Origin of the sequence: Candidatus Atelocyanobacterium thalassa isolate ALOHA, from assembly GCF_000025125.1 — a bacterium.
In the GTDB taxonomy this organism is placed as follows: domain Bacteria; phylum Cyanobacteriota; class Cyanobacteriia; order Cyanobacteriales; family Microcystaceae; genus Atelocyanobacterium; species Atelocyanobacterium thalassae.
In genome coordinates this window covers 1051707-1065642 of sequence record NC_013771.1, presented here as the reverse complement: position 1 = coordinate 1065642, position 13936 = coordinate 1051707, and the positions used below count along the sequence as shown (strand labels likewise).

Below are 13936 nucleotides of genomic sequence, written 5' to 3'. Positions count from 1 at the left end.
TACTAATGTTGTGAAAAGATATTGCTAGTAGAAATAACAATTTCAAAATTCTATTAAAGCCTAGTTTCAGAAGTAGGCTTATTATTTAATTTTAATTATGTAAATGGTGTAAAAAGGTACGAATTTTTATGAAAAAATCTTGGCGAGAATACCTGAACATTTCCCGTATAGCAATTAAATATACAAAAGTTACCTTATTTGTAGCGATTACCATTGCTATTTCAGGTATATTCGTCTTTAGTTCTCTAAAATATGCCTTATTCCCTGAGATTTCTTTTCCAGTAATTATTGTTAACGGAAATATACCATTAGAAACTACTTTAGAAACAGAGAAACAGCTTACTAACCCTTTAGAAAATGCTTTGAGCTCTATTCCGGAAGTAGAGCTAATGTCTTCCACTTATCCTGGTAAAGCTGTAATCAATATTAGCTTTCCTGCAGGATCAAATTTAGAAGATTCAGCTGCAGTAGTCAAAGAATCATTAGAAAAAGTAGATTTATCGCCTAATGCAAGTTTAGAAGAAATTAAAGCAATTAATTTAAATGAATCTGTAGCAGTTACTTATGCAATATCTAGTAAAACTATAGAAGTTGATAATTTGATATCTATTGCGAGAGAGAACATTGTTCCTTCTCTTGAATCTTTATCAGGAGTTAAAAGAGTTTCTCTGTTAGGAGATGGTTTTATTCAAAACGAAAAAAGTAATGATTTGAATTCAGAACCATCAACTTTAACTAGATTTAACCAAGAAGATATATTAGCAGTCCAAGTTATCAAAACTGCGGATAGCAATATATTAGATGTTGCTTCAGCTGTTCATAAAGAAGTAACTAACCTAAGTGAAACTTTACCTGATATTCGATTAACTATTGCTGAGAACCAAGCTAATTATATTGAAGAGGCTAGCCAAGCAACACTAGAAGCATTGATGGGAGCAGTTTTCCTGGCAGTTTTAGTTATATTTTTTTGTTTACGTAATATTCCAGCAACTTTAATTACTGCTTTAGCTATTCCTATGTCACTACTAGGGACTTTTATTGTTATAGCTATAGCTAAATTTAATTTAGAAACAATTACTTTATTAGGTTTAGCTCTTGTTATAGGTATCATTGTTGATGACGCTATCGTAGACGTAGAAAATATAATGCGTCATATTGATAACGGATTGAGTCCACGTGAAGCAGCAATAAAAGGCACAGATGAAATTGGGTTAACAGTTATATCTTCAACACTAACTTTAGCTGCTGTTTTTCTTCCAATTGCATTTATTGGAGGAAGTCTAGGACAATTTTTTAAACCTTTTGGTATCACTATTTCTGCAGCTGTTCTAATTTCTTTGTTAGTAGCTCGTACCTTATCTCCTGTACTAGCAATATATTGGATCAAACCAGTTAAAAAATCATCAGCTGTTAATAAAAAACCATTTTTTCTTGCTCAAAAATATCGTCGAATTCTAAATTGGTCCTTATGTCATAGGAAAATAGTTATTAGTGTTGCTCTCATTAGTTTTCTAGTAGGAATTGCATTGATTCCATTTATTCCCCAAGGTTTTATTCCAAAACTAGATCGTGGAGAGTTTAATGTAATTTATAATTTACCATCTCCTAAAATTCCTAAACGTTTACAGGTAGCTCATGATAGTGCTTTGAACAACAGTGAACCCTCTCTGTTTCAAGATTTTTCCCAGTCTCCTGAGCGTTTCCTACTACGTAAAAATTACCGTGTTGCTAGCAAACTAGAAAGCGTTATTTTAGAAAATCCTAATGTTTTATCAGTCTATAGTATTGCTGGTTATCAAGGTAATCCTCTCAAGGGAAAGATATACGTTAGGCTTAAAGAAGATAGGTTGTTAAGTACTAGTCAAGTTCAAAATCAAATTAGGAAGAAATTTCCAACTCTAAGGGGAGGAAGTATAAGTGTAGAAGACATTCTATTTATTGAAACTGGTGATGATAGTCCTTTAAAAATAGCATTATTAAGTGATAACTTAACAAGTATTGAAAAAACGTCTCAAGATCTAAAAAGCCGTCTAGATGATGTTCCAGGTTTGGCAGATATTAAGTTATCGTCAATTAATGGTCATGATTCTTTGATCGAGCATTTTCAGAAAACTAGAGTTGTATATTTAACTGCTAATTTATTTGAAGGTGTAGGTTTAGGAGATACTACTAAAAAAGTTAAAGAAATAACTAAAGAACTTTTACCTGACGACGTTGATTTTGAAATTCAAGGAGCCTCTGCTCAAGTTCTTAGTATTTTTAAAGAATTTGCTATTACCTTGTTTTTTGCTATTGCATGTATGATGGTCATCCTATACTTAACTTTTGGACGCTTTTTAGAATCTTTTGTAGTATTTTTATCTTTACCTTTATCGATAGTTGGAGCGATGTTTGCTTTGCTAATTACTCAAAATGATTTTGGGATGATTTCATTAATCGGGTTGATATTTTTACTAGGATTATTAGATAAAAATGCTATTTTATTGATGGACTACACCAATCAACTTAGAGAGCAAGGCATGAGTCGTCATGACGCTATTTTAAAAACAGGAGAAGTACGATTACGTCCAATAATAATGACTACTGCTTCAAGTATTTTGGGGATGTTGCCAATTGCAATTGGCTTAGGAGCTGGAGCTGAATTAAGACAACCGATGGCAGTTGCTATTCTTGGAGGATTATTTACATCTTCTGCATTAAGTTTAATTGTAGTTCCAGTTCTATATACCTTATTAGAAGATATTTCGGAAAAATTTACAAAATTAAGGAATAAAACTGAATTTTAGATAAAATTTCGAATATTATAAATATGGCTCAGTACGCAATTGCCTTAGGAAGTAATCTAGGAAATTCATATACTATCTTAAATAAAGTAATATTTTTCTTATCTCGGTATCCTGATATAGGTTTAGCCTCATCTTCTCCTTTCTATCAAACGTTTCCTATAGGACCAAAACAACCTAGCTATTATAATTGTTGCATAACAATAAATTCATCAATTAATCCTAAAAAATTATTAGAAATTTTATTCAATATTGAAAAAAAGTTCGGTAGGATAAGAAATAAAAGATGGGATGCAAGAACCCTAGATTTAGATATTTTATTATGTAATGAATTAATTATAAATACTTCTTCTTTGCAGATACCGCACCCTCAAATGATAAAACGTAAATTTGTTTTATTACCTCTCTGTACTATAGCTTCTACTTGGAAACATCCAATAACTAAAAAAACAGTAAAAGAGCATCTACAAGCAATATCCTATGAAAATATAATGTAATGTCATTTTTCTAATTGAATTTTTTTAGAAAATTGTCGTCAACATCATAACCTAATAATTGAGCCATATTTTTCAAACGAAATGTAGAGTAAATTTTTTGTTTTTTTAGCCAATCAGATATTATAAACAGTTTATGCATTACGAAAATCTCTAGTGCTTCAGAATTATACTGGATTCCATTCACTCTATTAAATTGATGAGGGACTAACATCGCTGTATATCTTGCTAATTCTCCTTTTTTAGAATTCAAAAGAAAAGGTATCCATGGATAAATTCCATCTATACGGATAAACCATAAACGAATTTCAGAGATTTCAGATAATTCTCTAGGATCGTCAGGAGGTTGAGGATACTGAATATCAAAAGTTAAATCTTGTTCAAATGATATGATTTCTTCTTTTTTTAATTTTGGTTCGACAAAGTCAGTGATAACACTAATATCTAAATTGATTATATCATCGTGTTTTATTAAAATTATTTTTGTCATTATGGTTGTATAACGCTTTAGTTATATTTATAAGAGATAGCTTATCAAGTAAAAAATAACATTAACTGCATAAGAAAATCTCAACTTAAATTATATATCTAATTGAAACTATAATTTTGCTTATAAGTTTAATTATTTTGATTGATTTTATACAGATCATGTTTTAACTTTTAATTAATAAAAGCTTCTTTAAAGCTAACACTTACTTTTGGGTGTTAGCTTCAAAGAAGCTCTTATTGATTAATTAAGCTTATTGATTAATTAAGCTTATTGATTAATTAAGCTTATTGATTAATTAAGCTTATTGATTAATTAAGCTTATTAATTGATTAATACTGCAGGTAATAGTTCTTTTACCTTATCACTCTGAAAATGGTATGAATTAGCTTCTTGTATGACCATTGGCAAAGCAGAACGAACTTTTGAATTAACTTCTACGGTTTTTGCATCAAAAGTTTCTGTAGCTATTTTAGGATATAGACCCATAATAATAATAGGGGCAATCAAACAAGCAGATATGAAGATTTCCCGCGGTTTAGCGTCTAAATTAAATTGACTCAACTCCAATTTTTCATTACTCTGTCCATAAAATACAACTCTTAGCATTGACAATAAATAGATAGGAGTTAGGACCAAGCCTACTGCTGTTAGAAATATAGCTATAGCTTTAAATGACGCAGTGTAAGCATCACTTTCAGCAACTCCTAGGAAGATAGTAAGCTCTGCTACAAATCCACTCATACCAGGCAAAGCTAAAGAAGCCATTGCTGAAGTTGTAAATAATGCAAAAGTTTTAGGCATTTTTAGAGCTAGTCCACCCATCTCGTCCATCATTAAAGTATGGGTGCGCTCGTAGGTAGTACCACATAAGAAAAATAGGGATGCAGCAATCAAACCATGTGAAACCATTTGAAATACTGCTCCATTAATTCCTACTTCGGTAAATGAGGATATGCCAATAAGGACAAAGCCCATGTGAGATAAAGAGGAACAAGCAAGGCGACGTTTGAGATTCGTTTGGCCAAACGCTGCAAATGCACCATAGACAACATTTACAACCCCTAAGATCAATAGTAGGGGAGCAAATATAATGTGAGCATTTGGCAACATTTCCATATTGAATCTAATAAGTCCATATCCCCCCATTTTTAAAAGAACACCAGCTAATATCATAGATACTGGTGTAGAAGCTTGACTATGGGCGTCAGGCAACCAGGTGTGTAAAGGAAATATTGGTAGTTTAACAGCATAAGCTATTAGAAAACCTATATATATTAGAACTTGCAAAGAAGTAGGTATTTCTTTCAGACTTAATTCTGCCATGTTAAAGGTGATATTATCGCCATAAAAAGCAAGAAGAAGAGCAGAGACTAAAATTCCTATAGAAGCAAGGGCAGTATACAAAATAAATTTTGTGGCTGCATATAATCTTTTTTCACCACCCCAAATGGAGATTAATAAGTAGACAGGAACAAGTTCTAGTTCCCACATAAAGAAAAATAACAAGACATCTTGTGCAGCAAAAACGCCGATCTGAGCGCTATATAGCACTAACATCAAGAAATAGAAAAGTTGTGGTTTTTTCTTTACATTCCAAGATGCAAGTAATGCAACAGTTGTTATAAGTCCTGATAAAACGATTAAAGGCATTGATAAACCATCAATACCTAGCGACCATCCAAGACCCATTGTTGGAATCCAGTTGTAGCTTTCTGAAAGTTGAAGATTACTGCTGCTGAAGTCATAATCTCTAGATATAGCAAGAATAGTTAAACCAAAGTTTAATAGACTTACACCTAGTGAGTATGAACGAAGGGTTTTTCCTTCTTTATCTGGGATAAAAGGAATAGCGAAAGCAGCAATTAGCGGTACAAGAATAAGAGCAGTTAGCCAGGGAATATTGTTGGTAAACATGGCTTTGTTAAGTGTGACGTTTGTTCACTTATATTATATAAAGTTATATTACAGAATTAAAAACAAATATTATTGAGTAAAAACTTATATGCTTCTCATATATGGGTTTGCGCTTTTTATCAGTGTTGTTTTTTATCAAAATTTCATAACATAGTTTTTTGGAAAAGTTATTTTTACTTTTAATTAGAGTTAATATTTTGAAAATCTTGATAAATGTCGTTTTAAGATATCTTATTATTAGATCAAGCCGAGAGGTCAATGTTAAATTTTTATTTTATGTCTAATATATTCATTAGCTGTTAAAAATAGGAACTTACTATTAAAATTCATATGACTGGTATGCTAAAAGTTTTAATATAAAAATCTAACATCATAGACAGTGTTGGGGCGGTTGAATAGTACATAATCTGTGTCATATAAAAAATTATATGTAGTTTAAGATATTTAAAATACAGTCATAAATGTCCAAACAATTTTTATTACAATTATCTAATGTTGGGTTAACTGATCCTCTTTCAAAAAGTCAACTTTTAAAAGAAATTTCATTTAACCTTATTACTGGGGAACGTTTAGTATTAATAGGCCCATCTGGATCCGGAAAAACGACATTATTACGTTTAATTAATCGTTTACAGGAACCAAGTACTGGAAAAATTCTTTTTTGTTCTCAACCATTAGAAAAAATTCCTATTATTGATTTGCGGCAGCAAATAGTTTTAGTACCGCAAGAACCTAAGCTACTGGGAATGAGCGTTAATGAAGCTTTATCTTATGCACTAAAGCTTCAAAATATTTCAAAAGCTGAGATAAATCAAAGACTTCAAAAATGGAAGTCTAGATTATCTATTCCAAATCAATGGTTAGAACGTTATGAGTCAGAACTTTCTTTAGGACAACGGCAAATAATTGGAATTACTAGAGGTTTAATTATTGAACCTAAAATACTACTTTTAGATGAACCTACTTCTTCACTGGATAGTCTTAAAGCTAATCAGATAATAAAATTACTTACTAATATTACACAATACACACAAACTGCTATCGTCATAGTTAGTCATGATTTAGAAGTTGTGAAAAGTTTTTCCAAATATATTTTGAAATTAGAGCAAGGGAAAATTAAGTAATAATCATCTAAGTCAATAAAGCTAAAAAACTTTTAATTCACTATGTGTATGTAGCCTAGTTATTTTTACTTTAGAGAATACTAGTAGCATGCTGAAAGACATAAGTATATTAAATATACTTATGTCTTTCAGCCTCATAACATACTCAATAAATTCTTCAAACGACTTTTATCCCATCCTTTTATGTTTAATATACTCCAAGATTCAATTAAGTCTGGACCATTCAATTTTCCAGACAATCCTGCCCTAAGAGAGCGCATTACTAATCCTTTTTTAACTTTAAGTGTTTTAACAATTTCACTAATTATTTCTTTAATTTCATCTTCATTTAATATAGGATATTTTTCAATTTTCGCTAGAGCTAATTGAATAATATCCATAGCATTATCTTGCTCCATATGTAGTAGAGCTTCATTGCTATAATTTATATTTTCACCAAAGAAAAAAGAGCTCTCTCTTATAACATCATTCAAACGAACTAAGCTAGGTTGAATTAAAATAGTTATACGTTCCAGCCATTGAAGATCAAGATTTATATCAATAGGATAATTAGCTTCTTTCCAATATGGTATTAGTAAATCTAATAATTGTTGTACTGGCATCTTGTGAAGGTATTGACTATTAACCCAATCTAGTTTGTCCCAATCAAATTTAGCACCTGCTTTGTTAACACGTTCTAAGTCAAAACTTTCTGCAATTTCCTTTAATGAAAAAATCTCTTGGGTGCTATCAGATAAAGTCCATCCTAAAAGACTCATGTAATTAACAAGGGCCTCTGATAAAAATCCCATTTTTTGGAAGTCATTAATAGAAGTAACTCCATCTCTTTTTGAAAGTTTACGGCCTTCTTTATTTAAGATTAAAGGTGTATGTGCAAAATAAGGAATTGTTTTGCCTAATGCTTCATACAATAAAATTTGTTTGGCTGTGTTTGCTATGTGATCTTCTCCACGAATTACATGGCTGATATTCATATCAATATCATCTACCACTACAGCAAGATTATAAAGAGGTTGTCCAAACAGCTGATCTGAACTTTCTTTAACGCGGGCAATTACCATATCTCCACCAAGATCAGTACCTTTCCATATCATATGCCCCCTAATCAAATCATTCCAACGAATTTCTTGTTCTTCATTTATTATGAATCTAATGACGGCCTTTCTTCCTTCTGCTTCAAAGGCTTCTCTTTGTTCCGCTGTTAGATAACGATGACGATTATCATATTTAGGTGCTTGATTGTTAGATTTTTGTATTTCTTTCATATTCTCCAACTCTTCCGAAGTACAGTAGCATCGGTATGCAAGACCTTGGTCAAGTAACTGTTGAATAGCTTTATGATAAGAACTTAATCGTTGAGTTTGGAAAAAAGGTCCTTCATCCCAAATCAAACCTAACCAAGCCAAACCTGATTTTATATCTTCAACAAATTCAGGCTTAGAACGTTGCTCATCTGTATCCTCGATACGTAAAATAAATTTACCTTTGTATCGACTTGCAAATAACCAATTAAAAATAGCTGTCCTAGCAGTACCAATATGTAAAGTTCCGGTAGGACTAGGAGCGATACGAACTCTTACTGTCACAAAAATTTCCTCAAAGTCAAGATTGGCTCTAATATATTCTAATGGAGTTAAAGACAGAAAAAATTTAACTATTAATTTTCATCTTTTATATGTTAATACTATTTTCTTTTACTGAAGTAAAACCTAAAAATAATCTTAGTAATAATTCTTTAATACAATTAATTAAATAATTGTCCCATAGCAGTCTTTTTGATATCTAACCATTAGAATTGTAGCTTTTTGACTACAAAATACCTAATCATTAATTCTATCTCATTGACATTTCATACATACTCATATCATAAGTACTTACTAAATCATAATACTATTAGTGTTAAAACTTATATCTTGAAAATTTCTACTTTTAAGTTTTAACTATGCATATTTCTGTATTCTGCTATGGCTTAAATTTTTTCAGTTTGTCAAAACATAAAATGCTTGGAAGTATATACTAAAAATGCTAGCCTATAAGCTAACTTTAAATAGCTTAAATCTTTTATTTTTGGTTCAATAAATTATGTTTTTTCTCGCTCTAATATTTTCTCAGGTATCAACAAATCAAAACATAACATTAGAAAATCCATCTTCAACAATTGAGAGTTTTAACTATTTTCAAATTATTATTTTGGGCATGATACAAGGATTGACAGAATTTTTACCTATTAGTAGCACAGCTCACTTACAAATTATCCCTTCTTATTTAGGTTGGGGAGATCCAGGAGTAAATTTTTCTGCCGTAATTCAGTTAGGAAGTATTATTTCAGTTGTATGGTATTTTTGGTCAGATTTGAAAAAGATTATTATGGGTACATTTATAGCAATTAAGGATCATGATTTAGAATCTCATGATCTTCGCATGGGATTTGGTATTTTTATGGGTACATTACCTTTCCTTTTAATTGGATATTTAACAAAAACTTTTATGACTGATATGGATAACTCTATTTTACGTAGTAGTGAAATGGTTGCAGCTTCTTCTATTATTATGTCTTTATTGCTAGCATTGGCGGAAAAAGTTGGTAAATATGAGCGTACCTTTGATAAATTAAAATGGCAAGATGCATTTCTGATGGGTACTATTCAATCTTTGGCTATAATTCCTGGAGTTTCTCGGTCAGGCTCAACAATTACTTTAGGATTATTTCTAAATTTGAATCGAGAAACAGCAGCACGATTTTCTTTTTTGCTAGGTATTCCTGCGATAACGATAGTAGGGTTGTATGAATTAATTGAGATTTTTAATACCGGATTTTCTCAGGAAACGATACTACCTCTATTTACAGCAATACTCTCTTCTATTTTTTTTTCTTACTTATCCATTGCTTGGCTAATAAATTATCTGCAAAAACAAAGTACTTGGATATTTGTATGGTACCGTTTAGGGTTTGGTTCATTTATCCTTATAGATATGTTTCTCTCTTAATTGCGTAAATATTTATCTTATACTCCTCCCCAAACAAAACGTAAGTACCAGAAAGGAAATAATAAAAACAATGCGATCCAATCTCCTTTAACTAAGTAAAGTTTATGCCATTTTACTCTATGTTTATTTGGACTAATGAAACCTCTAATTTCCATTGTAGTCGCAATTTCATTAGCTCTAGTTAATAAATTTTCTAGTATTTTTTCTATTACTACTATCCATACTTGAAAGCTTTTTTTAATTCCTAATTTTTTCCAATTAATAGCTCTAGTTTTAATAGAACGAGTAAGATTTTGTATTTCTTCCAAGACTAAGGAAATAAAACGTAAAGATAAAGTGAAAATTAATAAAATTTCAGTTATTGGAACTTTAAAGAATCTTAAAGGTGACAATAAATAATCTAATCCTTCAGTTATAGCCTCAGGAGTAGTAGTCGCTAAATATAAATTGGCACTATAAACTGCTACAAAAATATGAGTACCTATTCTTATTCCTAATTCTAAAGATCTACGAGTAACGAGAAAAATTCCTTTATCGAGCAATACATAATTATAAGAATTTGATCCTGGTATTAATATATTATTTATTGGAAGTCTAGGTTGAGAAGAAATTGCTAATCCATCAGGTGATAAAGCTATGATTAAAAATACTAAAAAACTAATAATTAAAAGCCATCCCATTTGTTGTTTCCAAACTCTTAGAGGAATATTAACAACTACAGTCAAGACTACAAGAAAACCTACAAGAACTAACAGCCATTCTGGGCTAGATGATCTATTCGCAAGCAATAAAGACATTAACCAAATCAACTTAACTCTAGAATCAAGTAAATGTAGCCATGTGAGGGGCTTTTCAAGATAAAGTCCAATAGGTAATGATCGCAATAGATCCATAATTACTGTAAATTTTACTTATTATCTGTGATATCAATTTTCTGATTTAAAAAATAAGACAAAAATTATCTTATCAAATAAATTATAAAGTTTTATTCAATATATAAAAGAAGTTTATGTGGGAAACGTTCTAATTTTAAATGCTTAAGATTCAGAATAATATTTAAATTATTCAATAAATAAGACACTTATATAATTAAAAAAAAAGAATCAATATATTAAATCAAGAACTTTTTAGGTATTGGTAAAAATAAGCTTTATAAAATCAATTTACATTAAATCTTCCTAGAAATAGGTTAAAACCTTTAACTTCTAATAATCAAGAATAATATATTAATCCGTATTATAGGCTTATAATGAACAAATAATTAAACTTTTTCAAAACTAAATTATCAAATATACTTTGAAGGATAATCCTCTAATATTCTAAATATAAAAAATAAGTACTTTGCTATATTTAAAATCCTACATGGGAAGTCAATACATAGTACTAAAGACTTATTATGCTTCCATATTTAATATTTTTTCATTAAAATATCATTTTCTTGCTATTTATCAATATTTAAAGTATTACTGTTAAAGTGATATTACAATGCATCGTATAGTTATGTAAAAATTTATTAGCTTTCGTCTTTTATGCACAATTATTATATTTATTGATTAACTTCATAAAATATTTTTATACATAATCTAATATATTTTGTTTTGACTGCTTTATTTATATAGTATTTATTATTTCTAATTTATTACAGTGGCTAAGGTTATCCTCAAAGACATTAATAAAAGTTTCTTCCGTCAAAGAAACAAATCAAAAGATTTTGAAGTTAAAATTTTACAAAACATTAATTTAAATGTTAACGATGGGGAGTTTATGGTTCTAGTAGGGCCATCAGGATGTGGAAAAAGCACTTTACTTAGACTCATAGCAGGTTTAGAGACTATTACATCAGGAGAAGTTTTAATAGGAGAAAAAAATGTGGGCTCTCTTCTTCCTAAACAGCGTGATATAGCTATGGTTTTTCAAAATTATGCTTTATATCCTCATCTTAATGTTTACGATAATATCGCTTTCGGATTACGTCGCATCAATAAGGTGGAGAAAAAAATAGATAAAATTGTAAATAATATAATCCAGTTATTACCTAAAAGATTCAGATATAATTCAGCTCTAGAAGTAGATATCAATCAAAAGATAAAACAAGTTAGTAAGCTATTACAGTTAGATAATCTTTTGCATAGGTTACCAAAGCAGCTTTCAGGAGGACAAAGACAAAGAGTAGCTCTAGGAAGAGCAATCGCCAGAAATCCCAAAGTTTTTTTAATGGACGAGCCAATGTCGAACTTAGATGTAATTTTAAGAACAGAGACTCGTTCTCAAATTGTTAAACTACAAAATCAATTAAAGATTACAACCATATATGTTACTCATGATCAAACTGAAGCAATGACAATGGGTGATCGCATTGCTGTTATGAATCAAGGAAAGATTCAACAGGTTGCATCTCCTCTGGAACTATATAATAATCCTATTAATTGTTTTGTTGGAAGCTTTATTGGATCTCTACCAATGAATTTTTTACCAGTAACAATAGAAGATTGCTCAACAATTTTTTACGATAAATTTAGTTTATCCATTCCTGCTGTACGGAGAATATATTTAAAAGGACATAACAAAAAATTAGCTATATTAGGATTTAGACCTGAACATATTACTTTAAGCGTTCCCAGCATAAATAATTTACAAGTAAAAGTTACTCTGGTGGAAAATATGGGGAACGAAATGCACTTGTTTACTGAAACATTAAGTGATATTCCTATTAAAATCATAATTAAATATATAGGGAATAATTTAATTAAGACAGGAGACACACTATGGCTATCAATAAATGAAAAAGCGATTCATATATTCGATTCCGAAACAGAAGAATCCTTGCTGAGATAAAAGTGGTTCTTAATAGGAAATAACTAAACATGTCAAAACGAAGTAAAATTATAAATAATCTTATATTGATTTTTAGTAGCTTAACCTTCACTTTATTTATTGGAGAGATTGGCTTAAAAATATTAAATATTTCTTATCCCAGTTTTTATAAAGTTGATTCTCATCGAGGACATTCTCTCATACAACATATGTTCGGAATATGGAAACATGAAGGAAGTGCATCAATATCAATCAATAAAATCGGACTAAGAGATAAAAATTATACAAAAAAGAAAATTAAAGATACTTTTAGAGTTGTAGTCATTGGTGATTCATTTGCTGAAGCTATACAGCTTGATAAAGATAAAACTTTTTGGTCGCTAGTAGAACAAAAATTATCTAAATGCCAAAAATTAGATAACAAAAATATTGAGGTAGTAAATTTTGGTGTTGGTGATTATGGTACTGCACAAGAGTATACAACACTAAAATATTATGCTAGTCAGTTTCATCCTGACCTGGTTTTGTTAACGGTTTTTACTGATAATGATGTTATTAATAATTCAAAGGTTTTAAGTCCCGAGGATAGATTTAGTCCATTTTTGAGTTTAAAAGATAATAAGTATAATTTTGATATGTCGTTTAGAAAAACTAAAACTTATCAATGGCGTAATAGTTTTGTCAGAAAAAAATTATTTGCTTTAGTAAATAAATCTCATGTTTTACAGTTAATCAATCAAACTAGAGTTCTTATAAATAAGCAGCATTCTGAGACTATATCTAGTGAAATGATGAAAGATGAGGATAAGTTACATAATCTTGAATTTATATCAGATTTATATAAAAAATCTTCTGCAATATGGCAAAAAGAATGGAATTTAACAGATGAATCAATTAAGCTAATACAGCAAGAAAGTTATATGCTTAATAGCGACTATTTGGTAGTGACATTAAGTAATCCTATTCAAGTTTATCCCAACTTTTTAGTTAGAAAGAAATATTTTAAAGATTACACAATATATGATCAGTTTTATCCTGATCAACGTATTTATAAATTGTCACGAATAAAAGATTTTAAAGTTTTAGCCTTGGCCCCACTTTTACAGACTTATGCTGATAAAAATAAAGTTTTTTTGCATGGTTTTAATAATACTAAATTAGGGAATGGACATTGGAATCATTTCGGACATCAAATTGCTGGAGAAATAATTAGTAATAAAATTTGTTCACTACAAAAATAGCCTAGAAATAACTATTTTTGTGGCTTAGGACATATAATTTTTAAAAAAAAGTTGTTGCTATTAACAACCAATCCTTTTTCTAAACTAT

10 protein-coding genes are annotated in these 13936 nt (G+C 29.9%); 6 read left to right on the top strand and 4 right to left on the bottom strand.

The genetic code is table 11. From position 1 onward, the window contains the following. The first annotated feature begins 128 nt into the window (after positions 1-128). Positions 129-2786 (top strand): efflux RND transporter permease subunit, encoded by a 2658-nt coding sequence (locus tag UCYN_RS04355; RefSeq protein ID WP_012954296.1) that lies wholly within the window; start codon positions 129-131, stop codon positions 2784-2786. Between the two features lie 23 nt (positions 2787-2809). Beyond that, complete coding sequence (folK, locus tag UCYN_RS04350; protein ID WP_012954295.1) at positions 2810-3280, top strand: 2-amino-4-hydroxy-6-hydroxymethyldihydropteridine diphosphokinase; 471 nt, start codon at positions 2810-2812, stop codon at positions 3278-3280. A 10-nt stretch (positions 3281-3290) separates the two neighbouring features. Here folK and UCYN_RS04345 read toward each other — a convergent pair whose 3' ends face one another. Together UCYN_RS04345 and UCYN_RS04340 are read right to left on the bottom strand one after the other, a co-directional pair. Further along, on the bottom strand, positions 3291-3767 hold the full coding sequence (locus tag UCYN_RS04345) for a CRR6 family NdhI maturation factor (RefSeq protein WP_012954294.1): 477 nt from the start codon (positions 3765-3767) through the stop codon (positions 3291-3293). Positions 3768-4088: 321 nt separating this feature from the next. Beyond that, a complete protein-coding gene (locus UCYN_RS04340; RefSeq protein WP_012954293.1) occupies positions 4089-5681 on the bottom strand; it encodes an NAD(P)H-quinone oxidoreductase subunit 4 in 1593 nt (530 codons plus the stop codon). Positions 5682-6142: 461 nt separating this feature from the next. Here UCYN_RS04340 and UCYN_RS04335 point away from each other — a divergent pair, with 461 nt between their 5' ends. Beyond that, entirely contained in the window at positions 6143-6805 is a 663-nt protein-coding gene (locus UCYN_RS04335; protein ID WP_012954292.1) for an ABC transporter ATP-binding protein, read from the top strand. A gap of 134 nt (positions 6806-6939) precedes the next feature. Here the strand turns inward: UCYN_RS04335 and gltX are convergent, their stop codons facing one another. Continuing rightward, on the bottom strand, positions 6940-8391 hold the full coding sequence (gene gltX / locus UCYN_RS04330; protein ID WP_012954291.1) for a glutamate--tRNA ligase: 1452 nt from the start codon (positions 8389-8391) through the stop codon (positions 6940-6942). A gap of 496 nt (positions 8392-8887) precedes the next feature. Here gltX and UCYN_RS04325 point away from each other — a divergent pair, with 496 nt between their 5' ends. Then, entirely contained in the window at positions 8888-9793 is a 906-nt protein-coding gene (locus UCYN_RS04325) for an undecaprenyl-diphosphate phosphatase (protein WP_012954290.1), read from the top strand. 17 nt (positions 9794-9810) lie between these two features. Here UCYN_RS04325 and UCYN_RS04320 read toward each other — a convergent pair whose 3' ends face one another. Then, the gene (locus UCYN_RS04320) at positions 9811-10686 is read right to left on the bottom strand and encodes an energy-coupling factor transporter transmembrane component T family protein (RefSeq protein ID WP_012954289.1); all 876 of its coding nucleotides are present in this window, start codon (positions 10684-10686) and stop codon (positions 9811-9813) included. Positions 10687-11437: 751 nt separating this feature from the next. Between UCYN_RS04320 and UCYN_RS04315 the strand changes: the two genes are divergently transcribed. Then, positions 11438-12628 (top strand): ABC transporter ATP-binding protein, encoded by a 1191-nt coding sequence (locus UCYN_RS04315; RefSeq protein WP_012954288.1) that lies wholly within the window; start codon positions 11438-11440, stop codon positions 12626-12628. Positions 12629-12657: 29 nt separating this feature from the next. Beyond that, positions 12658-13848 carry an SGNH/GDSL hydrolase family protein gene (locus UCYN_RS04310; RefSeq protein WP_012954287.1) on the top strand — a complete coding sequence of 397 codons (1191 nt, stop codon included), beginning with the start codon at positions 12658-12660 and terminating at the stop codon, positions 13846-13848. Positions 13849-13936 lie beyond the last annotated feature (88 nt).

Coding starts and splice junctions, on each gene's coding strand:
- UCYN_RS04355 (WP_012954296.1), top strand. CDS start 129: ATGAAAAAATCTTGGCGAGAATACCTGAACATTTCCCGTATAGCAATT.
- folK (WP_012954295.1), top strand. CDS start 2,810: ATGGCTCAGTACGCAATTGCCTTAGGAAGTAATCTAGGAAATTCATAT.
- UCYN_RS04345 (WP_012954294.1), bottom strand. CDS start 3,767: ATGACAAAAATAATTTTAATAAAACACGATGATATAATCAATTTAGAT.
- UCYN_RS04340 (WP_012954293.1), bottom strand. CDS start 5,681: ATGTTTACCAACAATATTCCCTGGCTAACTGCTCTTATTCTTGTACCG.
- UCYN_RS04335 (WP_012954292.1), top strand. CDS start 6,143: ATGTCCAAACAATTTTTATTACAATTATCTAATGTTGGGTTAACTGAT.
- UCYN_RS04325 (WP_012954290.1), top strand. CDS start 8,888: ATGTTTTTTCTCGCTCTAATATTTTCTCAGGTATCAACAAATCAAAAC.
- UCYN_RS04320 (WP_012954289.1), bottom strand. CDS start 10,686: ATGGATCTATTGCGATCATTACCTATTGGACTTTATCTTGAAAAGCCC.
- UCYN_RS04310 (WP_012954287.1), top strand. CDS start 12,658: ATGTCAAAACGAAGTAAAATTATAAATAATCTTATATTGATTTTTAGT.